This window comes from Pirellulales bacterium, assembly GCA_033762255.1.
Lineage (GTDB): Bacteria > Planctomycetota > Planctomycetia > Pirellulales > JALHPA01 > JANRLT01.
In genome coordinates this window covers 141,987-164,822 of record JANRLT010000021.1, presented here as the reverse complement: position 1 = coordinate 164,822, position 22,836 = coordinate 141,987, and the positions used below count along the sequence as shown (strand labels likewise).

General features: G+C 55.1%; 18 protein-coding genes. 5 read left to right on the top strand and 13 right to left on the bottom strand.

Translation table 11 applies throughout. The features are described from left to right. Positions 1-7 precede the first annotated feature (7 nt). Positions 8-1,147, bottom strand: a complete 1,140-nt coding sequence (locus tag SFX18_06280; GenBank protein MDX1962740.1) for a zinc ribbon domain-containing protein — start codon at positions 1,145-1,147, stop codon at positions 8-10. A 253-nt stretch (positions 1,148-1,400) separates the two neighbouring features. Then, positions 1,401-2,345, bottom strand: coding sequence for a flotillin-like protein FloA (floA, locus tag SFX18_06275; protein ID MDX1962739.1), 945 nt, complete (start codon positions 2,343-2,345; stop codon positions 1,401-1,403). A gap of 359 nt (positions 2,346-2,704) precedes the next feature. Between floA and SFX18_06270 the strand changes: the two genes are divergently transcribed. Continuing rightward, positions 2,705-3,640, top strand: a complete 936-nt coding sequence (locus SFX18_06270; protein MDX1962738.1) for a hypothetical protein — start codon at positions 2,705-2,707, stop codon at positions 3,638-3,640. Positions 3,641-3,763: 123 nt separating this feature from the next. On the opposite strand, the gene SFX18_06265 is transcribed toward SFX18_06270, so the two are convergent. The 4 genes from SFX18_06265 to SFX18_06250 all read right to left on the bottom strand — a co-directional run bounded on the left by SFX18_06265 (position 3,764) and on the right by SFX18_06250 (position 8,346). Further along, complete coding sequence (locus SFX18_06265; protein ID MDX1962737.1) at positions 3,764-5,080, bottom strand: metal ABC transporter permease; 1,317 nt, start codon at positions 5,078-5,080, stop codon at positions 3,764-3,766. Then, positions 5,077-6,399, bottom strand: coding sequence for an iron chelate uptake ABC transporter family permease subunit (locus tag SFX18_06260; GenBank protein ID MDX1962736.1), 1,323 nt, complete (start codon positions 6,397-6,399; stop codon positions 5,077-5,079). The genes SFX18_06265 and SFX18_06260 overlap by 4 nt, the downstream gene beginning before the upstream one ends. Next, positions 6,396-7,163, bottom strand: coding sequence for a metal ABC transporter ATP-binding protein (locus SFX18_06255; GenBank protein MDX1962735.1), 768 nt, complete (start codon positions 7,161-7,163; stop codon positions 6,396-6,398). Before SFX18_06255 ends, SFX18_06260 begins: the two co-directional genes overlap by 4 nt. Positions 7,164-7,512: 349 nt before the next feature. Continuing rightward, positions 7,513-8,346 carry a zinc ABC transporter substrate-binding protein gene (locus SFX18_06250; GenBank protein MDX1962734.1) on the bottom strand — a complete coding sequence of 278 codons (834 nt, stop codon included), beginning with the start codon at positions 8,344-8,346 and terminating at the stop codon, positions 7,513-7,515. Positions 8,347-8,785: 439 nt separating this feature from the next. On the opposite strand from SFX18_06250, the gene SFX18_06245 reads away from it, so the two are divergent. Next, positions 8,786-9,883 carry an App1 family protein gene (locus tag SFX18_06245; GenBank protein ID MDX1962733.1) on the top strand — a complete coding sequence of 366 codons (1,098 nt, stop codon included), beginning with the start codon at positions 8,786-8,788 and terminating at the stop codon, positions 9,881-9,883. Here SFX18_06245 and SFX18_06240 read toward each other — a convergent pair. The 5 genes from SFX18_06240 to SFX18_06220 all read right to left on the bottom strand — a co-directional run bounded on the left by SFX18_06240 (position 9,880) and on the right by SFX18_06220 (position 15,717). After that, positions 9,880-11,049 carry a glycosyltransferase gene (locus tag SFX18_06240; GenBank protein MDX1962732.1) on the bottom strand — a complete coding sequence of 390 codons (1,170 nt, stop codon included), beginning with the start codon at positions 11,047-11,049 and terminating at the stop codon, positions 9,880-9,882. The two genes, SFX18_06245 and SFX18_06240, sit on opposite strands and share 4 nt — an antisense overlap. A 176-nt stretch (positions 11,050-11,225) precedes the next feature. Further along, positions 11,226-12,011, bottom strand: coding sequence for a TatD family hydrolase (locus tag SFX18_06235; protein MDX1962731.1), 786 nt, complete (start codon positions 12,009-12,011; stop codon positions 11,226-11,228). Positions 12,012-12,188: 177 nt separating this feature from the next. Continuing rightward, a complete protein-coding gene (locus SFX18_06230; protein ID MDX1962730.1) occupies positions 12,189-13,175 on the bottom strand; it encodes an aldo/keto reductase in 987 nt (328 codons plus the stop codon). A gap of 154 nt (positions 13,176-13,329) precedes the next feature. Further along, a complete protein-coding gene (locus SFX18_06225; protein ID MDX1962729.1) occupies positions 13,330-15,135 on the bottom strand; it encodes an ATP-binding protein in 1,806 nt (601 codons plus the stop codon). A 216-nt stretch (positions 15,136-15,351) separates the two neighbouring features. Further along, on the bottom strand, positions 15,352-15,717 hold the full coding sequence (locus tag SFX18_06220; GenBank protein ID MDX1962728.1) for a response regulator: 366 nt from the start codon (positions 15,715-15,717) through the stop codon (positions 15,352-15,354). A gap of 308 nt (positions 15,718-16,025) precedes the next feature. Here SFX18_06220 and SFX18_06215 point away from each other — a divergent pair, with 308 nt between their 5' ends. Further along, on the top strand, positions 16,026-18,188 hold the full coding sequence (locus SFX18_06215) for a M28 family peptidase (protein ID MDX1962727.1): 2,163 nt from the start codon (positions 16,026-16,028) through the stop codon (positions 18,186-18,188). A 2-nt stretch (positions 18,189-18,190) separates the two neighbouring features. Here SFX18_06215 and SFX18_06210 read toward each other — a convergent pair whose 3' ends face one another. Beyond that, positions 18,191-19,243, bottom strand: a complete 1,053-nt coding sequence (locus SFX18_06210) for a sigma-70 family RNA polymerase sigma factor (protein ID MDX1962726.1) — start codon at positions 19,241-19,243, stop codon at positions 18,191-18,193. 272 nt (positions 19,244-19,515) lie between these two features. On the opposite strand from SFX18_06210, the gene SFX18_06205 reads away from it, so the two are divergent. Further along, entirely contained in the window at positions 19,516-20,409 is an 894-nt protein-coding gene (locus SFX18_06205) for a helix-turn-helix domain-containing protein (protein MDX1962725.1), read from the top strand. A 332-nt stretch (positions 20,410-20,741) separates the two neighbouring features. After that, entirely contained in the window at positions 20,742-22,175 is a 1,434-nt protein-coding gene (locus SFX18_06200) for a Gfo/Idh/MocA family oxidoreductase (GenBank protein ID MDX1962724.1), read from the top strand. A 144-nt stretch (positions 22,176-22,319) separates the two neighbouring features. Here the strand turns inward: SFX18_06200 and SFX18_06195 are convergent, their stop codons facing one another. After that, complete coding sequence (locus SFX18_06195; protein ID MDX1962723.1) at positions 22,320-22,622, bottom strand: hypothetical protein; 303 nt, start codon at positions 22,620-22,622, stop codon at positions 22,320-22,322. Between the last annotated feature and the right edge of the window lie 214 nt (positions 22,623-22,836).

The window sequence follows — 22,836 nt, the reverse complement described above, 5'->3', positions numbered from 1 at the left end:
CCCCCGCCTAGGTAAAAGCCTGCAAGCCCACGCCAATGATCAATCCCAGCAAAATAGCCGCTAGGGCATAGAGGCCCAACCGTATCCAAGAAAATGGCCGCTCGCCGTGGATTTTGCCAGTTTGGCCATTCATGACAAAGTGGTAGGTGCGATTTTTGTATTGGTAGGTGAGCAAGTAAATCGGCAATAAGATCAAGTCCGAACTGACATTCTGAAACTCAACCCGGGATTGCAGGTCACGATGGGTGTCCCCGGGCAAGAAAGCGTCAATATCGCGAATGGTGGCTTTTTGAAAGACGCCGCGGCAAATTCGTTCCGCCTCGTCCCGTTCCAGGGAATATTCCTCGCTCAGCCAGCCAGCCAAGAAATATGGTTCAAAGCGCTTGATTCCCTGCAAGTGGTACGGCTGGATGGCATCGGCATAGTTTTGGGCCAGCCCTTTGCTGCCGGAGATCAGGTAGCCGTAATAATAGTGATGAAAATTTCCGGCCAACGGCCACCATTCGGTTTCTTGCACTTGGCGGGTATGGGTTTCGGTCTTGCCATTGACGGTGGTGGTGTAGGTTTCGGTCCGATACCAGTATTCGCCGATCATCGCCTCCCAATCGGCGACGGCCAGCATGCTAAACGACCAAAAGGGCAAATACACCCCGCGGAGCCGGTCGGGCAGGTCGATTTTTTGCAGATCTAACGGATGAAACCAGGTCTTGGAGCGGAGCCACTGTTGAAACTTTTCCCAGGCCGCCGCGGGAGTGATGCCAAACCCCAGCACAAATTCCGGACGTTGGCGTTGGCTGTGGTCCGTCAGCTCAATCACGTACGTCGATTCACAAAAGGGACAAACGTAACTGCGTTGTCCCGGATCAATGTTGATTTCAGCGCTGCAATTTTGGCAGCGAAAGTGTTTTTGATGACTGGCGGTCTCCAGCGGGGACTCCGCGGGGGGAATTTCGGGTAATTCCTGAATTCCGTTTCCCGTCGCCAGATTGGGGGCGACCATGTTATCACGGGTGGAGCCGCATGCCGGACAAAAACGGTCCCGCTCGTCCACGGGACTGCCGCACGCTTGACAACTGGTCCCTGCGGGGAGTGGTAGATCCAAAGCACGGGCTTGCTGGTCGACCAACGGCGGCTGCGTCTCCGTCATGACAGTCGGTGGCTCCGTCAAGGTTATCCCCTAGCGAAAAAATTACAGACGCTATGACTCTATGCGGCGTAACTTGTTCGTTCCCGCGGATCAAATCTTGGGTAATGGTGGTCCGAAAGCGGCCAACTATGCGCGCCTTATGCCTGGTGTTCGGTTTGACCGTCCCTCTCTCGCAAACAGTTTCCCACGCCGCAGGCAATTATTATAGGACGTCAAATGCCGCGGTTTGCCACGCCCAATACCGCAGGTCGCGTTATTTGTCGTCCAGGCCTTGCATCCGTCCGGTGCGAAAAGCTTCCGCCATGGCAATGGGAACCTCCGCTTCGGCCAGGACCACTTTGGCGCGGTTTTCGGCCACTTTGGCTTTCATTTCTTGTTCCATCGAAACCGCCAAAGCCCGCCGACCGGCGGCCTCCGCCCGCGCGACCCGGGTGTTGGCCTCGGCCTGGTCCGCCTGGAGGCGAGCACCGATGTTATTTCCCAACTGGATTTCCTCGATATTGATCGCCACAATCTCAAACGCGGTCTGGGCGTCAAGCCCCCGGCTAAGCACGGTGCGCGAGATCATGTCGGGGTTTTCCATGACTACGCTATGCGTGTCGGCAGAGCCGATCGCCGTAATGATTCCTTCGCCCACGCGGGCGATAATGGTCTCTTCGGTTGCACCGCCGATCAATTGCGTCAGATTGGTGCGGACGGTCACCTTGGCCTTGACATTCAGCTCGATGCCATTTTTAGCCACCGCGCTGAGCATATTGCGGCGGCTGATGTTAGGGTCGGGACAGGAAATCACCTTGGGATTGACGCTGGTTTGCACCGCTTCGAGTACGTCCCGTCCCGCCAGGTCGATCGCGCAGGCCCGATCAAAGTCCAAATCAATCCCGGCCCGGTGCGCCGCGACCAGCGCCGTGATCACACGCGGAATGTCCCCCCCCGCCAAATAGTGCGCCTCTAGCCGCCGGGTGGTGATTTGCGCCTGCGGGTCATTGGCGATTCCCGACTGCATGGCGATGATTTTGGCTTTGACAATTGTTTGGGCGTTGACCTGGCGCAAGCTCATGCCGACCAAATTCCAGATGGAGATGCTGGCATTGGACATGTAGGCTTGAAACCACAGATTTCCATAGATGATCAACAGGACCAGCATGAAAATCCCGACCACAACCAAGAAAATTCCCAGCAAAACATCATAAATCATGCCGGAACCAATCAAATCCCGTTCCGGCGCTTCCAATTGGGCCCACAGCGGCGAGAGACTTGTCAAAAGTGAATTCATAGCTCAAAAACAAAAAAGTTGGCATACGGTAACTAGGGCAAAGCGCGCCAGACTCGCCCCTTCATCCGACCGACAGTGCTATACTAGCGGGAATTCAGGCCCGCTGGCAACTGTTTCTGGACGAATGGACAGGGAAAGTCGTAAAATCATCGGGGATGAACAAAAGCCCCGGGCCACACCCTTGGCCCACGCTTCACTGGAATCTATGCTAAAATGAGGGGACCCGGATTTTTACCCCGCAGGTAAAGCACGAAACGAGCCAAATCCTATCGACCGTCAATATGAGCCAACCGCAAAAGCGATTTGATAAGCAGGGCTTTCCGATTCCCGGGACATTTACCGACTTGCCGGCGCGGACCGACCGGCAAGAAATGGCCGGACGGGGATGGGGCACGATGTCCCCGGGGGCGTTTGTCTGGAAAAAGCGGTTACTGTGGCTTTTGTTGATCGGCGGCATCCTGGGAATGATAGCCTGGAAATTCGCCAATCCAATCCAAGAACTCTATGCGGAGGCCCGGGCCCAAATGGGAGCACGGGCTTATTTGGAAGGAGATTTTGGCAGCGCCCGCGATCATTTGGATTCCGCCTTGGGCATCTTGCCGGAGCGGAATGAATGGCGTTTGTTGCGGGCGGAAGTGCACTCCCGGCTAAATCAATTACCGGAAAGTTTGGCGGATTTTACGGCGGTGATGCGCGATCATACGTGCTTGCCTGACGGGATCCAGGGTCGGGCCTATATTTTATTTCGCATGAATAAGCCCGATGAGGCCCTGGCGGAAATCGACAAGTTGGTCGAAATGCGGGCTCCCAGTTGGGAAGGAGCCTTGAACGCGCGGGCCTACCTTTGTTCGCTGTGCGATAAAAATTGCGAGCAAGCGCTGGAGGATATCAACCTGGCGATCAAGTTGTCTCCGCAGCGCAATGCGGCGTTCCTGGACACGCGGGGTTATGTGCATTACCGCCTCAAGAATTATCAGCTCGCGCTCAAGGACCTGAACGCCGCCATCCAGGATTATGAGGACGCGGAAGAACTGATGCGGCTGCACCCGCGCCGCCGCCGTTCGCATGCCCAACAAGCTCATGTTCGTGAAAATTTGGCGGTCATGTATCATCACCGGGCGGAAGTCTACCAAGCCCTTAAAAACGAGGAAAAAGCCGCCGCGGATTATCAAAAAGCCAACGAATACGGCTATGATCCCGAACAGGGAATCCTGTAACGCGGGACAAGATACCGGGTTAAAGTTGTAAGTTAAAAGGGTTTGAATTATTTCTATCTTTAAATTCGCCTCTTGAATTTCACTCTATCCAGCCGGAATTCAAATGGTAAAGTACGCGCCGAGCTATTCCGGTATCTCCTTGCCATGGGGATCCAGCAGGGGCGCTTGTGGCGGAGGGGCGATTTGGGCCGCGATTTCCGCCTGCAGCTCGTGATCGATAAAGTGTTCCATCCGCTCGGCGGGGGCATGCACATGATCCAGGGGCAACCCCAAATGCCGCACGAGCCAAGCCTCCCACAGCCGGTGCGAGCGCACCAGCCGCTTGGCGGTGCCACGTCCCTCGGTGGTAAGTTGCCAGCCTCCTTCGGCAAAGATAATCTGATTTCGCCGCCGCACCGACCAGATCGCCAGCCACGCCAGCCATCCCCCGCCGATCGCGCTGGCCAGTTCGCGGGTCCCCAACGTTTTTGCCGGGGCGAGTTCCGCAATCCGAAACAGCACCGCCAGCAAGTCCTCGCACATGATGCGCAGCCGCTCCGCCGCTTGTCGCCACCAGACAAAAGCCAACCCTTCGGTGGGAGAGAAAGCCACGGCCAAGGCGTAGATGACCCCTCCCGTCACCGCCACCAGCGCGGCAGGCTCGGCGTTTTCTAGCCAGGGCGTCAAACTGAGCACAATTCCCAAATAGGCCGACAACAACGCCAGCAATACCGCCAGGGGGAGCAGCCATTGCCAACGATTGGTCAATAATTGCGCCGTGGCGGCGGGCAAAATCAACATGGCGATTACTAGAATCGAGCCAACCACTTCAAAAGAAGCCACCGTGGTCATCGCCGTGAGGGCCATCAGCGCATAATGCACCCAGGCGGGGCGCAGCCCCTGCGCTTGTGCAAATTCCCAATCAAACGCGCTGACCAGCAGTTCCTTGCGCCAAATCACTAAAAACAGCAAATTCACCACCAGCGTCGCGGCCAGCGCCGGCACCGCCGCGGGAATTTCCCATCCAAAATAATTCCGTGTGACGGTCGCCACATGGGCCAAATGCCCCTGCAACACGCAATCAATATCCAAGTCCACCTTTCCCTGCGTAAACACCGCGATGAGCACCACCCCCACGGCAAATAGAGAGGTAAACACCACGCCCATACCGGCATCCGCGGCGATCGCGCCGCTGCGGCCGAGCAGTTCTATCAGCCAGGTCGTCAGCAGCCCGACGATAAACGCTCCCAAGAGCATCATGCCGGGATCAATGGAACCGGTCAGCACAAACGCCAACACCAAGCCCGGCAGCACGGCATGGGAAATGGCATCCCCCATCAGGCTAAGCTTGCGCAGGACCAGCACCACCCCCAGCATGCCGCAACTGACGCTGGTGAGGGCGGCGGTGATAAACAACCACCATTGCCAGCTTTCCGTAAACCACCAGGTCAGGCCATTCATGATTGCACCGCGTGCGGAGAAGCGGGGACGGGATCATGCACGGGCCAGCGTCCGGCGGCGCGTAGTTCCGACTCTAGCTCCGCCAATAATTCCGGCGACAAGAGATGCTCGATGCCATCGGCGTCGCGATCCACATGATCCCGGGCGATATTTGCCCCCTGGATCAAAAACAGTTCCCACAGCCGATGCGCGCGGGTCACGCTTTGCGCGTTGCGCAAGCCTTCCTCGGTAAAGGCTACGCCGGCGGCATTTTCCCGCAGGTCTCCCCGCTGCAGGGCTAGGGCAATTTGACGCTCTAATCCGGACGTGTCCCAGGAATGCCACTCGAGTAATTCTTTGCGGCTCCAGGTTTGCTGGCGCGGGGGCTGACGTTCGTGCAGCTCATATAAAGCGCGTAAAAAGTTTTCCCGCGCGATGCGGTGTTGATATTGGGTTTGGCGCAAATAACGGGCAAAGACTCCGTTTTGCGGGGCGAGCAGCAACGACAGACCAAACGCAACCGCGCCGCACAGCACGATCACCGGTCCGGTGGGTAGTTCCGGGGGAGTATACCATCCCCGCGCGGCCAGCCAGGCTTGGCCCTCTCCCGCCGTTAAGAGCGTTCCCAGGCAGCCCATGACCGCGCCAATCGCCGCGGCTAACCATAAAAGCTTGCCCAGTTGATCCACCCACAGCCGCGCGGTTACCGCGGGAATGATGAGCAGCGCCGGACTAAGCAGCACGCCAGCGGCCTTGATGCCGATGACGGTCACGGCGGCCAAGCAAGTCATCAGCGCGATATCCAGGGTCAAAATGGGCAAACCCAACGACCGGGCAAAGTTGACGTCAAAGCTGAGTAGTTTGAATTCCTTGTAGCAAAGCAGCATGATCGCCAGCGCGGTTCCCCCCACGCCCCCAATCCACCAAAGATCGCCTGTGGAAAGATTTGCCGCTTGACCCAGGGCAAAGGTTGCCAGCCCGGCGGATTGCCGCGAGAGCCGGGGATCGCGTTGGATCAGCGAGAGTCCGACGACTCCTAGCGAAAAAAAGACGCTTAGCACGATGCCAATGGCGGCATCATCCTTGGTCCGGGTCCGGCGGGTCAGGTAACTGACCAATAGCACGCTAAGCAGCCCGGTGGTCATGGCTCCGATAAGCAGCGTCCCATAGTCGCGCTCTCCCGTGAACCAATATGCCAGGCAAATCCCCGGCAAGGCGGCGTGAGATATCAAATCTCCCGCCAGGGCTTGTCGCCGCAAGACCGACCACGCGCCGATGGTACCGGCAATGGCTCCCAGCAGGCTCGTGCCACACAAAACAGTGAGGGTGACGCTGCTCATGGCAAGTGTTGCCCCCGGTGGACCGCCTCCACCGCTTGATCCAAAATAGTTAATCGGCCGCCAAAAGTGGTTTGCAAATTATCCGGGGTAAATGTCGTGCGCGTCGGCCCGGCGGCAATGAGACGTAGATTCAGCAGGATCACGCTGTCAAAGTACAGTTCGACAGTATTTAAATCGTGGTGCACCACCAGGACCGTTTTTCCCTGTTTGCGCAGATCTTGCAGGATGCGCACGATCGCTTGTTCGGTTGCGGCATCCACCCCCGCAAATGGCTCATCTAAAAAATAAATCTGCGCATCTTGGGCGAGCGCTCGGGCCAAAAACACGCGCTGCTGCTGACCGCCGGATAATTGGCGGATTTGCCGCTCGGCATATTCCAACATTCCCACTTTTTGCAGACACTCGCGGGCCAAGCGGCGTTCCACCGCTCCGGGGCGTCGAAACCATCCCAACCGCCCGTAAGTCCCCATCAACACCACGTCCAGGGCATTCACGGGAAAATCCCAATCCACCGTTTCGCGTTGGGGCACATAACCAATCAAGTGCCGCTGCCGCTCGGCGGGTTGGCCATAAATTTCGACTTTGCCACTGGCCAACGGTAGAAGTCCCAACACAGCCTTGATAAGTGTGGATTTACCCGCGCCATTAGGCCCGATGATGCCGATCAACTCCCCTTCCGGCACAATCAGGTCGATATCCCACAACACCGGCTTGCGCTGGTAGGCCACCGTCATGTCATGGATCTCAACGGGAATTTTTGCCATTTTCCGTGTTGTGCAAGGATTCTTCGCTGCAAAACTGTTGCTGGCCAAAGGTGTGCGATTCTTTGGGGGCCTAAGTGATACCACCTTAATTTTTTTCAAAGCTAATGATTTGAGTTGGACGAATCTGCCGTCGGGCGCAAGTCCAGTGTTTTGCCGTTCCTCCTGTGCGCGAGCGCGCCTCGCGACTCATCGATAAAATAAGGTTTGACTAAACAAGAGGACAGCCGCGGCATCTCCCGGGGTAAGTTCAAAGTTTAACTAGGCAAGGGCCAACGGGCTGATTCATTGAGGAAAAGCAATAAAAACGAGTCGGCAATATATGGTGTTGCGAGTTAACTCCCCCGCCGTCTTACTTTAAAGCCGTGGAAATCAGCCGCAAATTATGCCGAATCATGCCAGCATAGGTGCCTTCGGGAGTATCGGCGGGCCCCATCGCGTCGGAGAACAACTCTCCTCCCACGACCACCGTATGACCTTCCGCGGCACAACCGGCGATCACGTTGCGAAAATTTTCCGGCGCGACGCTGCTTTCCACGAAGATCGCTTTAATTTTACGCTCGACCAGCAATTTCACCAATTCATTTACATGTTGAATGCTGACATCGCTGGCGGTGCTGATCCCTTGCAAGCCGCGAACCTCGACATCGTAGGCCGCGCCAAAGTATCCAAATGCGTCATGCGCGGTGACCAGGATTCGTTGTTCGCGGGGAATGGCGGCCAGCGTCGCTTTGCACTCCGCGTGCAATTTGCCTAATTCCGCGGCATACGCCTGGCCCTGCTGTGCAAATTCCTCCTTGAATGCGGGGCGTAATTCGCCCAGCTTTTGTACCAGCGGCGGGATTGACAGGCTCCATAGTTCCACATCAAACCACAGGTGAGGATCGATACCGTCGGTAAATTCCGGGGGATGACGCATTTTTTCCGGTGCCACCCCGGCAATGGTATCCCCGAGGCTCAATGTTGGCTTCATGCTCGACATTTTTCCCAACATTTCGGCCATTTTGCCTTCCAGATGCAACCCGTTATAAACAATCAATTCGGCTTGCTCTAAAAGTCGAGTATCCTTGGTGCTGGCGCGGTAGGTGTGCGGATCGACCCCAGGCCCAAAGAGCGCCTCCACGCGGACATGTTTCCCACCCACATTTTTGACAAGATCCGCCGCCTGTTGCGTGGTACAGAGCACAACCAGAGGGGAAGACGTTTTTTCTTGTCCCGTTATGGCAGTTCCAGCATATGGCGCTGAATCGGAATTGGCGGGAGGCGAATAATTACAACCGAGAGCCAAGCAAAGAGTAACCAGTTCCCCCACCCAGAGTTTTAATAGATGGGGATACGGGTAACTTGGACAAGGTTGCGAGGTCATTTTTACGAGAGTCAAATAGAAACCGAAAGGTTTTGAGTGGCAAGAATTTAATTTTTGACTAATCAAAATTATTTGTCAATAGAGAGAATTGATTTTTCCAGCGGAGAGGATTCAAATAAGGAAAGCTACTGGCTATTATTGGGCGCATTTGCCACTATTTTTGTGTCAAAATGCAGGATTTTGCAAGAATTCCAATTTTTAAGACTCATTTTCAAATTTTGCGGCAACTGGTTCAAACTTTACGGCAGGTGCTGCGGATATGCTTTTTCGGCTCTTTTCCCGGCAGATTAAACCTGACGAAGTCGTCGTTTTTTACCCGACTTACGCCACCTGGAACGATGACGCGCAAGCCTGGAAGGTCGCCTTTCATGCTTCTGTTCACGAACCGCGGCATCCCGGGTTTCGTCGCACGGCCCTCATGTCCATCATGCGGAGGGCGTTGCGGATTTCCGCCGCGGACGCCCGTACCGAACTCTTTCAACAACGCTCCCAGTTATTTTTAGTGGATCATGAACGAGGCAAAGAAATCGAGATTCGTTGCGGCTCGTTGGCCATTCCCCTAGGACGAACCGCGCCCAATGGGCATGTTGTGAATTCGGCGTTGTTATCGGGAGAGCAACTTACAGGATGCATCCCGGCACCGCTAACTCCCGACGGCCCCGCTATCCGCTGGCAACACTTTACCGCGATTTTGCAAGAGCAGGATTCGCGTCAATTTCAGGGGTGTTGGCAAAGCATCCCTCCGCGCGGGATCAGTGTCATTTCGGATATTGATGATACGATCAAAATCAGCCAAGTGACCGACCGGCGGCAGTTGCTGGCCAATACTTTTTTGCATCCCTTTCAGGCGGTCCCCGGCATGGCGGAGGTCTACGCCCGTTGGGCGGCGCGGGATGTGGCTTTTCATTATGTGTCAAGCAGTCCCTGGCAGTTATATCCCGTGCTAGAGGAATTTCGCTCCGAGCGCGGTTTTCCCCAGGGGTCGTGGCACTTGCGTTTTTTTCGGTTATCGGATCGTTCGGGGTGGAGCTTTTTGCGTTCACCGACCAAGTATAAGCAAGAGTTGATTACCGCGATCCTGCGGGACTTTCCCCAGCGGCGGTTTTTACTGGTGGGGGATTCGAGCGAGCAAGACCCGGAAATTTACGGCGCAGTGGCCCGCAAGTTTCCGGAGCAAGTGGAAAAGATCTGGATTCGCAATTCGCCAACCGCGCCGCGTCAAGCCATCCCCCCGGTCGATCCGGCGATGCGTTTCGCGGCGGCTTTTCACGGATTGCCCAGCGAACAGTGGAAGATTTTTCACGAAGCGGGGGAATTGCCAAAAGACCTTTGCGCCCCGGCCGCGACGGTGGGCTAATGTGCCGCTGTCGTTGGTAAGCTTTGGGCCTCATGCAGCATCGCAAACTCCAACACTTTTTCCGCCACGGTAAAGGCCGCATGGGGTTGGGCGATTTGGCGGGCTTGGCATTGCAGCTTTTGCATGCGGGCGGGACATTGGACCAATTCTTGCAGCTTGTAGGTCAGCGTAGCCATGTTGTTGGCCTTGATCGCCGCCCCTTGTTCTAAAAGGTAATCGCTGTTGCGGCTTTCTTGACCGGGTATGGGATTGACGATCACCATACCCAGTCCGCTGGCCAGGGCTTCGGAAGAGGTTAGTCCTCCTGGCTTGGTCACGACCAGATCCGCCGAGCACATTAGTTCGTGCATTTCAGTCGTGTAGCCCAGGATATGCACGCGATGCGGACCGATATCATGATCGGCCTGAAGCTGCTCATACAGTTCCTGGTTCTTGCCGGTGACCACGATCAGTTCCACGGGCGTTTCCACCCGCAGGATCGCTTGATAAATCTGCAAGATCGGCCCCACGCCAAAGCCCCCCGCAAGTTGCAATATCACCGGCCGATTCCCCAGGATCTGGTGCTTTTTTTGGCACTCGGTTCGATCCAGCGGCTCGCAAAATTTGGGGTGGATGGGAATTCCCGTGACTTGGATCGTCTCGGCGGGTACGCCCCAGTGTTGTAAATAGATCGCCCCTTGTTGTGTGGCCGTAAAGTAATGTTCGCACGGTTGGTTGACCCACAGGCGGTGCGTTTCAAAATCAGTCGTGACGGTCAATTGCGGCGGAGAAAATTCCCCCTGTTCCTTCAGTCCCGCAATCAACTCCGCGGGTAAAAAATGCGTGCTAACCACGGCGGACCAGGGCTGACTACGCAAAAATTTGAGAAACGTCCCCAAATTTAGCCGTTGCACCATCTTCCGCAGGCGATCGGTTTTGTGCTGCGGAGAGGGGGCTTGATCCATGTAATCATAAAAATATCCCAGCACATGGGGAAGCTTGTTGACCATATCCAGGTACGCCGTTCCATAGACGCGGCGAAACATGGCGTTTGTCATGGTCAACAAGTCCACATTGCGCACCTCCGCGGCCGGGGCAATTTGCCGGAGCGCTAATTCCACCGCTTCCGCCGCGCGTAAATGCCCCGCCCCCACCGCGGCGGAAAGAACTAAAATTTTTGGTGACATTGTATCCATGCGTCCTAACTTTATTTAATTTCCCAGCTTGCCAGGGGATATTCGTCCGCAGCCATAGTATATTCGATTTTAGTAGAAATCTCTTTTACAAAATATTTTTATCAGGAACCCGGCTGTCGGGGGTTGCGCTTTGAGAGGATACTGTCTTGCCTGAACGGCGTCGTGCATTAGCGGTTTTTGGCAACGCCCAGACGAAACAACCGCCGCGCGTTTTCCGTGGTTAATGCCGCAAATTCCGCCAGGCTGGTCCCTCGTTCCCGCGCCAGACACTCAGCCGTGTACCGCGTATTGGCTGGTTCGTTGCGTTTGCCCCGGACCGGTTCGGGGGCAAGATACGGCGAGTCGGTTTCCACCAAAATTCGTTCTGTGGGAATTTGCCGGGCGACCTCTCGTAAAGCGGTATTTTTTTTAAAAGTCACCATCCCCGCAAAGCTGATGTACAAACCTAGTTCAATTGCCATCAATGCGCTGGCATAATCGCCGGTGTAGGAATGCAGCACGCCGGACACAGGGCCGCGCTGGCGGGCGGCGGTTAGCATTTCTAGCGTTTCGGCCAGGGATTCGCGGGTATGGATCACCAGCGGCAATCCGGTTTGTTGGGATAATTGGATATGCCGGTCAAAATAATCCTGCTGCTGGGCGAAGGGCGTATCATCCCAATATCGGTCCAATCCTGTCTCCCCCAGCGCGACGCAACGGGGGTGCGCCGCCAGTTGGCAAATTTCTTCCCAATCGGCGGGGGCGGCCTCAGCGGCGTGGTTGGGGTGAATCCCCACGGTAGCATACAGACACGCCTGCTCGCTAGCCAGCTTAACCGCACGTTGACTGCCAGCCAACGTCGTTCCCACCACGACGATTTCTGTCACGCCGGCGGCCAGACTACGCTCGATCACCAACTGCCGGTCATTGTCAAACGGATCATGATCCAGATGGGCATGGGTGTCAATTAACATAAACCACGTCCATCCTCTGATACTCAGCAAAAATCAATCTGGCAAATTTCCGCAAAAAATGGGAATACCGTAGCTTGTGATGTGGGATGCTGCAGGGATTGTGAAGAGTTTTATTTTGACTTCACGGAGACTGTGAAGAGTACATTATAACTTCACAGGGACTGTGAAGAGTATGGGTTAGTATTTGCCTCGGATGAGGGGCTCGACCTCGGTATGGTACAGCGCGGCCAGGCGATCATGCAGCGGACTGGGCAAGCGCGGCAAATGGCCTGCCTGGCTATTTTCGATGGCTTGTTCGGGGCTGCGGGCACCGGGGATAACGGTGGTTACCGCGTCAAAGTCCAGACACCACCGTAACGCCATTTGTGTCATGGTCATGCCCGGAGGAACCAGAGCCGCCACTTGATTCGCTAGATCCACGCCCGCCTCATAGGGGAGCCCGGCAAAGGTCTCCCCCACGTTAAATTGCTGTCCATCGCGGTTGTAATTGCGATGGTCATTTTCGTCAAAGACGCGATCTTTGGTCATCTTGCCCGAGAGCAGCCCGCTAGCCAGCGGCAACCGGACAATAATGGCGACCCCCTGTCGTTGGGCCTGGTCAAAAAGCGTGCTAATCGGTTTTTGGCGAAAGATGTTAAAAATAATCTGCAGCGAGGCACAACCGGGATATCGCAGGCAAATGAGGGCTTCTTCCATGCTTTCCACGCTGGCGCCGTAATTGCGAATCTTGCCCGCTTGTTTGAGATCCTCCAGCGCTTCAAACACCACGCCCGATTCCAGCTCTTCCTGCGGAACGCAATGCAACTGGGTCAGGTCCAGGCAATCGACCCCCAGATTCAATAGCGAATTTTCAGTATGTTCGCGAATGACGCGGGGGGTAAAGTTGTGCGGCCAACCGGGATGGGGATTGCGGCCAAGTTTGGTCGCGACAAAAAAGTTGCCCCGATTTTCGCGCAGAAATTTACCAATGACGGTTTCGCTGCGCCCTAGCCCATAAATATCGGCCGTATCGATAAAGGTTACGCCCTGGTCCGCGGCGGCGCGCAAAATCTCCAGTGCCGTTTCATCGGTAAACTCCGGTCCCCATTGGCCTCCAATTTGCCAGGTGCCGATCCCGATTCCCGAAACCTGGATGCCGCTTTTGCCAAAGGGACGCATTTCCATTGTTGATTGAGTGGGTAACATCGTGGCGCAAATATTTTAAGAGGTCAAGGTGCGATAAAAGTGACTTGTGAATGCGGTACGGGACTGGCGGGAAAGATTCTCGCGGGAGGAATATTTATTCGTGGACAGTCAGGAATTTTTGAACAGGCAAGAATTATTGTTGAACGGTCGGAGAGGCTTTTTCCTCGGGAAGTTGGACCGGTAGCTCTAGCTGAAACTCTGTGCCGCTCCCCAATTGGCTTTGCACGCGAATTTGTCCTCCATGCTCCTGCAGTATTTTTTGACTGACGGACAGGCCCAGGCCGGTTCCGCGTCCCCCTTTGGACGAGACGAACATTTGAAAAATTTCGCCGATTTTGGCGGGTTCGATTCCCGTGCCGTTATCCTGAATGCAAACCCGGGCAAGTTGCTCGTCGCGCAGCCACAACGTCCGCACCACAATTCTGCCAGGGGTCGCGTCGATTGTCGAGGCGTTCCCTCCCGCCTGGCCGACAATTTCGGCGGCGGCCGCCAGGCGGTCCTCGACGGCGTCGATCGCGTTGGTTAGCACATTCAGGACCGCGCGGTGCAGGCCTTCCTCGTCAAACACCATTTGCGGCAATTGGGTATCGGGTTGCCAGGATATTTGGATCTGTTTTTCCGCTGCATGGACCTGCATCAGTTCGATGACTTCGGCCACGGTCCGATTGAGGTAGGCGGGGGCTAATTCGGGCTCGCGCTCTTTACTAAAAGTCAGCATATCCAGGACCATGTTGGAGATCCTCTTTTGATTGCGCTCGACAATCCCCCAGCCTTTGCTGATCAGCGGCTCATCATGTTCCTTTAAACCCATTTCAATCAAATAGCTCCCCCCGCGGATTCCCTGCAAAATATTTTTAATGTGATGGGATAGCAGGGCGATCGTCTGGCCCATGGCGGCCAAGCGTTCGGACCGGACCATGGCGGCATAATAGTTGGTGTCCTCGACCGCTAGAGCCGCTTGATGCCCGATGGCCACCATCAACTTTAGGTGATCCTCGCCAAATTTGCGCCCTTGGGTCAGGGCCGCCGCGGCGGGCGTATGGGTATCGATATAAATGACCCCCTGCAGCCCGTATCTGCCCAGCATGGGGACGCAAATCGCCTCTCGCACGCCCAGGCTGACAATGCTTTCCGCGCCGTCCCAGCGGGCGTCGTCGCGGGCGTCGCTGGTGATAACCCCTTCCTTGCGTTGTAAGACATAATCGAGGATCGTCTGGCTAATGGCCAGGGTGTCTTCCGGGGGAGCGGGGGGTTCACCCGGGAGCGCGTGGCTAGGGGGTGGCACTGATTTTTTGCGCGGGCGTCGATCGCGCCGCACATGCGGCACCAGTTTTTCGCTGGCGGCATCCCACAACATGACGCAGCCCCGGTCAGCCTCTACCCATTCAAAAATCAACTGCATGATCCGGTCCAGCAACCGATCAATATCCAGCGTCCGACTTACCGCCAGGGCCGTGCGATACATGATCTGCAGGTTGGAGCGGGCCTGGGCGAGCCAATTGGACTGGGTGGGGTCGATTTCCAGGTCAAAAAGGGCGCTCCCCTCGGTCTCGGCCATGGTGCGCACAATGCGGGAGGGTTCTTCGCGGGAAGCATTTTGCTCCACGATACTGACGCGCTGACCCGCATCCCGCAAAAACGAATCGCCGCCAGCGGTAAACAGCAGCACCGAGCGTCCGATTTGAATTTGGTCACCGCTGGCCAATTCTTGCCGCTCGATCCGCTGATGATTGACATAAGTGCCGTTGGAGCTTCCCAGGTCCGTCAGCACCATTTGATCGCCGGTAAAGAGCAACTCCGCATGGCGGCGGGAGACTTCGGTATCGTGCAATTGCACGGCGTTCCCCGGATCCCGTCCCAGGGTGAATGTCTGGGGAGGGGGTCCTAACTCAAAGCGAGAGCCTTGATCGCGTCCTTGAATCACGAACAGCGAAGGCACGGCGGCGACTCCTGGCTGGCGAGTGGCGATCCGTGCCGCTGGTGGGGGTCCTCTTGACTCCGTGAGAGGAACAATAACCGCAATAACGTGCGGGTAACGTAGGAACCGGCTGCTATATGGAGTTATGTCAACAAGGTGTGGTTGTTATGGGTGTAATCCATCTCACGGAGTGAGATGAGTACGATATGACATCTCACGGAGTGAGATGAGTACATATCATGCCGCGCGACGGGCTGATAACATGTGTTCGATTGTAGAGATCAATCGAGGATAATGGTAGGGTTGCGGCACAAACGCGCTGCGTGCATGCGCGACGGGACGCCCAACCCCGCCTAAAAAGACCAATTCCGTGCTGGCGGGCGTTTGCCGCAGCACTTCATCGGTGACTGCCGCCGTGTTCGGAGGGCTATCTTCCAGGTTCCAGATCACCAGGTCTGGCCGGGCGGTTTGCGCAAGCGCCAAACCTTGCCTGGTCCGCGCGGCTTCCAAAATTTCGATCCCCCGCTTTTCCAACGCCGTCCGCAAGACTTGCCGGTTATCCGGCGAAGCATCCACGATCAAAATTCGGGAGGATGGGGGCATTGACCTGACCTTAACAGCTAAAGGAATTCATCCACCGGGGGCGTCCGAAACGACTGTTAATGGCAATCGGATGGAGCCAGGCTCAGGCGAGCGCGCCAGGCACATATCGCGGCCGGAGGGGTGAAATGTTGGCGGGTCGGAACTATAGCGAGCGGGAAGAATTGTGTCAAAGCCGGTAACTCGACATTTTACGCTTGGCAAGGGAACTTAACCCGCTTTTCCCGCCATTCGTCCGGTAAAATCCCTTATTTTACCCCCCTCTCTGGTCTACAATAGGGCTAGTTACCCGGCATTACCCATTTTCTTATATGAATTCACCGATGATTGAGCGTTTTGGCTGGTTGAAATGGCGTCATTGGACTTTGGTGCTGGCCTGCTGGGCATCACTGTCGGGGCGATTTGGGGCTATCGCCGCGGATATCCCGGAAGCACCCCCCGCGACAAAAGCGGAGGCTGCCGTAGCTAGCACAGAGCAGTCATCCGTGGAAGATCTTGCCGCCGAGGCCCGGCTTCGCGCATCCGTGCAAAAATTGGCCGCCGACGAGTGGGAAGGACGTGGGCCGGGGACTAAGGGCCTGGATCTAGCGGCGGAGTATATCGCCGAGGAATTTCGCAACTTGGGTCTTAAAACCGACCTTGTAAATGGGACGCCATTTCAGGAATTTTCGATCACCGCCAAAGTGGAACGAGGCCCGGCCGATAAAAACCAGCTCAAAATCGTGTTTTCTCCCGCCATGGCGGATTCGCCCGCCGAAGCGAATACCAAAAGCGTAGAACCACGTGTCTGGGAGCTGGACGTCGATTTTAGACCCCTTAGTTTAGGCGGTTCGGCCGAGTGGAATTTTCCATTAGTTTTTGCCGGGTATGGCATCTCCAGCAAGGAGGACAACTATGACGATTACGAAGGGCTGGATGTCACGGGCAAAGCCGTGATATTGCTTCGGCATGAACCGCGCCAAAGCGACCCCCACAGTCCTTTTGCCGGGACCGCGGATTCTCCGCAGGCCGCGTTATCTCGAAAAGTCAGCAATGCCTACCAACATGGAGCGGCGGCGGTGGTCTTTGTCACCGACGAGGTGGAAATTCGCACCCGTACCGCCGAAAACCGCAAGCATTGGGAAGCAACATTTGAAAAATTGCAAACCGCCATGCGGGAATTTGCGGCGCTCTCTCCCGATGATCCCGCCCTCGCTGATAAATCGAAAGAAATCCAACGATTGACGACAGCCTTTCAAGCGGCGGGAGAGCAATTTGTGGCTAATCGCGATCCGCTGATTCCCTTTGAACGAGGGGATGTCAGCGACGCCCGCAAAATGCCGGTGATTCATGCCACCCGCGAAGTGGTGAATCTGCTGCTGGCCCGCACGGGCCAAAAGTCTTTGGCAGAGCTGGAAGCCGCGATCGATCAGGATCTGCGTCCGCGCTCTTTTCCGCTTTCCGGAGCGACCATCTTGGGTGAGACAAATGTGCAACGGGTGGACGCCACGCTGCGAAATGTCATCGGCGTGCTCGAAGGAACAGGCCCCCACGCCGAAGAGACCTTAATCATCGGCGCCCATTATGACCATTTGGGACGGGGAGACGCGGGGACATTGGATCCTGGGTCACGGGATGTCCACAACGGCGCGGATGACAATGCTTCTGGAACAGCGGCGCTCTTGGAAGTCGCCCGGCGCTTTGCAGGAAAAAAACTATCTCGCCGGGTGGTTTTTATCGCCTTTTCCGGCGAGGAACGGGGGTTACTGGGAAGTGCCCACTACGTGCAACATCCCCTCTTTCCCCTGGAAAACACGATCGCCATGCTCAACATGGACATGGTCGGAAGGCTGCAAAACGAACAACTCATCATCTACGGCTTTGACACCGCCAAGGAATTTGATGAATTGCTGGAACGCGTCAACCAAGCTTACAAATTGAATATCAAACGCGAGCCGGGGGGCTTTGGGCCGAGTGATCATGCCAGTTTTTACGCCAAAAAAATCCCCGTCCTCCATTTTTTTACGGGATTGCACGCTGATTACCATCGTCCCGGGGATGATGTGGAAAAAATCAATTTCCCGGGAATGCGACGCGTGCTGCAATTTCTGGGTGATACCGCCGTCGGTATCGTAGACGCCAAGGAACGCCCGTTCTTTACGCTGGCCACTAAGGAGAGCTTTCATGGACATGGGGACCCCAACGCCGCCCCCGCTCCAAAAGGAGCTAGGCCTTATTTTGGCAGCATTCCCGATCTTTCTTACAATGGAGAGGGGTATGCCCTGCAAGGAGTGGCGGAGCAAGGCCCCGCCGCCAAAGGGGGAATCATGGGTGGAGACGTCATTATCGCCGTGGGCGAGAATAAAATCGGCAATTTAGCCGATTTTGACAGTGCTTTACGCAAATATAAGAGTGGTGAAAGCGTGGAAATAACCGTGAAGCGCGGGGAAGAGGAAAAGAAGTTTCAAGTAACGCTGGAGCCGCCGCGGTCCTAATCTCAGACTTGGCAGTAAATGTCATCCTCGTAGCGCTGCATGAGGCGTTCTTCATCCACAAATTTCCGCAGTTTTTCCATGGCTCGAGCCTGGATTTGGCGGATTCGTTCCTTGCACACGCCCAGTTCATCCCCTAAATCCTTAAAAGTTTGTTCTTCACCTTGGTCAAAGCCAAAGCGTTTGCGAATAATCAACTGCTCGCGGGGATTTAGCCGGGGAAGCAGTCGCTCAAAGGATTGGTGAAGATCCCGCAATTGGCGTTCACTGGCTTGCGGGGTGTCTAGGGCTTGAGACAATCCAGCCAGGGAGTCTTCGTCCGAGATAAACCGCGCGTGCTGTTTGCGGCTACGCTGGACGGTGCGGTAAAAATTTCGCTGAATCGCGTAAGTCGCATACGTGCTAAAGCGATTTCCCAGCGAATAATTGAATTTTTCGACCGCCTTTATCAAAGACAGATTTCCATCGCTGACCAATTCCTCCAAACTATTGTGTTGATCGACAAATTTCTTGGCAATGGAAACCACCAACCGCATGTTGGCCTGGATGATACGTCCTTTGACATGGTCGGCGGCTTGCAGATATCGCTGAATTTGCTCAATCAAGCGCAGATCAGGGGTGGTCGGTTTTAGTTTTTTTTGCAATTTCTTGGCACAGTGGCGCAAATAGTTCATTTGGCGGAACAAGTGCGACTCTTCAGCCTTGTCCAACAATTCTGTTTCGTACAGCTTTGCCACAAACAAAGGAACGGAGTTGCCGTTGAGGCTTTTTACCACCTCGGCGGAGACCGATCCCACGGAGTCATAGTCGCGTAACATGACCGCTTGCAGCTTGCGATTGGAAAAATCCTCGCTGGCGATGTAGTCAATCTCTAATTCCTTGAGCGCGGCGGCGCGGTGGCGCAAGGCGTTCAATTCCAGGGCCACATCCGTCGGTTTATTCCCCGTTAAGCGCTGTTTGGGTGTATGCAACGACAAAGAAGCGTCCCGTGCAGCCAGGGGTTTTTGTCGGGCACGGACCGCTGGGGACGTTTGCGACAGTTTGTGAGCGGCGACCATAAAAAACTCCGTTTCCCTAAAAATGACATTCAGCCCTCTATTGGATACCGCAAAATCGTTCAAAACATTCACATTATTAATACGCATTTCTGAAACTGGTGTCAAACGATTTGTGGAAATCTTTTAAAAATAATCTTTAGATTATAACTTAAGTCTATATTTGTAATATAGTTGCGTGAATTTTAATTGACCAAAAAAAGATGGTGGCTATAATACGATTTGTTATTTCAGATTTGTTTCGTGGTTTATTTTTTCGTTCAAAACGTCCAGCTATGGATCGATTTGTCTCTCCCAAACGTGTGGCGCAGGCGCTCGGGGTTAGCGAATCCTCCTTAAAACGCTGGTGCGATAAAGGAATGCTTCCCACCAACCGCACAGCGGGGGGGCACCGCAAGTTGGCCTTGGCCGATGTATTAAGTTTCTTACGCCAACAGGGCAAATCCCTGATTCACCCCGAACTTTTGGGCCTGCCACAACGTTCCCAGCATACAGAAGACAACTGGGATGCGTTGTTGGGACAGTTTTCGCAAGCGATTCAAAACGGTGACTCTACGGCGATTCAGCAAATCATTTATGACCTGTACTTGGGAGGGCATTCTATTGCTAAAATTTGCGATCATCTTATTTGCGCAGCCATGCGGGAAATGGGAGAGAATTGGAGTTGCGGTTCTGTGGAGGTATATGCCGAACGACGGGCTTGTGAGCTTATTTCCAAACATTTGCACGATTTAGGCCTAAAAATTCCTTTGCGGACCACAGGGCCCGTGGCCATGGGGGGGACCCTGACAGGCGATTATTATCAACTACCCACCCAAATGGTCGAATTGGTGCTTCAGGACCAGGGTTGGCAGGCTAGTTCCCTAGGTTGTAATTTGCCTTCTGGGACGCTGGGGACTAGCATGCGGGATCATCAGCCGCGACTGTTTTGGCTAAGTATCTCTTATTTTGCCGATCGGGAGCTGTTTTTGCAGCAATACCATAAGGTCGCGGCCACGGCCGCGGAGTTGCAGATTCCGCTGGCAATCGGGGGCCAGGCCCTGACTACTAAGCTGCGGAGCGAGCTTAGTTATACAGTTTATTGTGAAAATCTACAGGATTTGCTGAATTATTCGCAAAGTTTGATAATGCCAAAGTCTACTTTAACCGCCAGTCCGGCTGTCCCCTAAGGGGTGGCAGGCTCAGGATAAAAGCGGAAATTACAAATCTGCCCGATCTAAGATTTTGTGGAAAAAGCTGTTTTCTTTCGCCCCTGCTAGGCGCATACTGAAGGAACTGAGGGGGGAAATGGATTGCGGGGTGCCAAGGCACGCTGCCATTTCATATGTTTCGAGCATGGGATTTACCCCGGTACCTAGTAACAGTTTGCGGCATTTGCCGGTCAAAGGTTTCCTTTGCTAAACTGGCTAATTGAGTGTACCGCCCGAAATCGTATTCCTATCCCTCCTTGCCGGATTAATCGTCCACCAACCCCGCCTTCATGTTTAGGGAGCCATCTTGTATGAGTATGAATCCGCCCACCCCCGCTGCTGTTGCTCCACAAAGCGTTCCCTCCGAGTCGATAGGCTCCCCCAGCCGTCGACGTTTTTTGCAACAGTCCACGGCTCTGGCCGCAGTGGGCGCGCTGTCGCAAATGGCTATTCCAGCGGTCCATGCCGGGGAAAACAACGAAATTCAGATTGCCCTGGTCGGTTGTGGCGGGCGAGGGACTGGCGCCGCGGCGGACGCTTTGAATGTGCAGAACGGCCCCCTCAAGCTGGTCGCCATGGCCGATGTTTTTCCCAGCAAGCTCAAGAGCAGCTATAACGGCTTGGCGGCGCAATTTGGCTCCAAGGTGGACGTGCCAGAGGATCGCCGGTTTATCGGTTTTGACGGATATAAAAAGGCGATCGATTGCCTGCGACCCGGCGATGTCGTGATTTTTGCCACGCCCCCCGCGTTTCGCTGGGTGCACTTTGGGTATGCCATCGATAAAAACATGAACGTTTTTATGGAAAAGCCCGTCACCGTCGATGGGCCAACCTCGCGCAAGATGTTCGCCCTGGGTGAGCAATCCGTCGCCAAAAACCTAAAGGTGGGCGTCGGCCTGATGTGCCGCCATTGCGTCGCGCGCGGGCAACTCTTTGACCGGATTCAAAATGGCGAGATCGGCGACATTACCATGCTGCGGGCCTATCGCATGTCGGGCCCCATTGCGTCCTGCTTTTCCACGGCCAAGCCGGACGGCATTACCGAACTGTTATGGCAAATCGACCGATTTCACAGCTTTTTATGGGCGAGCGGCGGTTCTTATAGCGATTACATGATTCACAACATTGACGAATGTTGCTGGATGAAAAATGATTGGCCGATCAAGGCGCAGGCGATTGGCGGGCGGACTTACCGCACGGATATTGCCACCGGCAAAGAATTCGTTGACCAAAATTTTGACAGCTACCACGTGGAATACACATTTAAGGATGGCGCAAAGCTGTTCCTCAATGGCCGGGCCATGCCGGGCTGTCATGACGAATTTGCCAGCTTTGCGCATGGGACCAAGGGATCCGCAGTAATCTCTTCGGCGGGGCATGCCCCGTCCAAAGCCCGCACCTTTACCGGCCAGGAAATGAACAAGAAAAACCAGTTATGGACGTATGGACCCAACGAGCCTAATCCCTATCAACTGGAATGGAACGACCTGATTGAGGCGATTCGCACCGACAAACCCTACAATGAAGTCAAACGAGGGGTGGAGGCCAGCTTGGTCACCGCCATGGGACGGATGGCCGCCCACACCGGACAGGTCATTACCTGGGACGACATGCTGGGTTGCGAGCATGAATTTTCACCCTTGAGCGACCAGTTGACCTTGGATGGACCGGCTCCGCTGTTAGCGGATGCCAACGGGAAATATCCGATCCCCCAACCGGGCATCAAGACCAGCCGCGAATACTAAGCTGATCCCCTTTAAGACACGCAATCATCACGCCGGATAGGCGGGCACACTCGTCCGCCTGCATCGGGGGGGGACGATCTGCAAGAAGGTCTGGGCTTTGCTCATTGACCGCTGGCTAGCGGATCGTACTTTGCTGGTCCCGTCTTATAAAACCAGGCCTAATTTTTTTGCTCGTAATTCCAGGGCGTAGCGGAATGAAATATAGGGGTATTGGTTTTGTCGGCGGGCCCAAAAAAACGTTCCTTCGACCAAGCTACGGGGCAATGTCCCCTCCTCCACGCGATCGGCGACAAGTTTTACAAAAGCAAATTCCTCAGGCCGGCGGCAACGCAGCCCCGCCGCCAAGGTTTCTTCCAACGTCGCTCCCGTGGCGGAGCCCAGTTTTGGCCGGCGTATGGTTTGGGCGGTACCCATCTCCAGCGGCAGACCGAGGGTTGCAACAGCCACCAGCGAGCTCCATAGAACGCGCCAAAAAGGCAAGGGTTTTTGCATAGACCACCAGAACAAATGGGAAAAAGTGCCGCATCATGCGCGGCTAAACCCTAGCGTGGAGACCAGCTGCGGCCAAGAGCAGATTTTTAATAAAACTTAAAATGGGCAGATCTGGTAAAGCAGGAAAACTAAAACAGCCGCCGAAATGCTCGGCGGCTGTTGTGCTGGT

Excerpts from the sequence above, each read along its gene's own strand:
- SFX18_06280 (MDX1962740.1), bottom strand. The coding sequence starts at position 1,147 with ATGACGGAGACGCAGCCGCCGTTGGTCGACCAGCAAGCCCGTGCTTTG.
- floA (MDX1962739.1), bottom strand. The coding sequence starts at position 2,345 with ATGATTTATGATGTTTTGCTGGGAATTTTCTTGGTTGTGGTCGGGATT.
- SFX18_06270 (MDX1962738.1), top strand. The coding sequence starts at position 2,705 with ATGAGCCAACCGCAAAAGCGATTTGATAAGCAGGGCTTTCCGATTCCC.
- SFX18_06265 (MDX1962737.1), bottom strand. The coding sequence starts at position 5,080 with ATGAATGGCCTGACCTGGTGGTTTACGGAAAGCTGGCAATGGTGGTTG.
- SFX18_06260 (MDX1962736.1), bottom strand. The coding sequence starts at position 6,399 with ATGAGCAGCGTCACCCTCACTGTTTTGTGTGGCACGAGCCTGCTGGGA.
- SFX18_06255 (MDX1962735.1), bottom strand. The coding sequence starts at position 7,163 with ATGGCAAAAATTCCCGTTGAGATCCATGACATGACGGTGGCCTACCAG.
- SFX18_06245 (MDX1962733.1), top strand. The coding sequence starts at position 8,786 with ATGCTTTTTCGGCTCTTTTCCCGGCAGATTAAACCTGACGAAGTCGTC.
- SFX18_06240 (MDX1962732.1), bottom strand. The coding sequence starts at position 11,049 with ATGTCACCAAAAATTTTAGTTCTTTCCGCCGCGGTGGGGGCGGGGCAT.
- SFX18_06235 (MDX1962731.1), bottom strand. The coding sequence starts at position 12,011 with ATGTTAATTGACACCCATGCCCATCTGGATCATGATCCGTTTGACAAT.
- SFX18_06230 (MDX1962730.1), bottom strand. The coding sequence starts at position 13,175 with ATGGAAATGCGTCCCTTTGGCAAAAGCGGCATCCAGGTTTCGGGAATC.
- SFX18_06220 (MDX1962728.1), bottom strand. The coding sequence starts at position 15,717 with ATGCCCCCATCCTCCCGAATTTTGATCGTGGATGCTTCGCCGGATAAC.
- SFX18_06215 (MDX1962727.1), top strand. The coding sequence starts at position 16,026 with ATGAATTCACCGATGATTGAGCGTTTTGGCTGGTTGAAATGGCGTCAT.
- SFX18_06210 (MDX1962726.1), bottom strand. The coding sequence starts at position 19,243 with ATGGTCGCCGCTCACAAACTGTCGCAAACGTCCCCAGCGGTCCGTGCC.
- SFX18_06205 (MDX1962725.1), top strand. The coding sequence starts at position 19,516 with ATGGATCGATTTGTCTCTCCCAAACGTGTGGCGCAGGCGCTCGGGGTT.
- SFX18_06200 (MDX1962724.1), top strand. The coding sequence starts at position 20,742 with ATGAGTATGAATCCGCCCACCCCCGCTGCTGTTGCTCCACAAAGCGTT.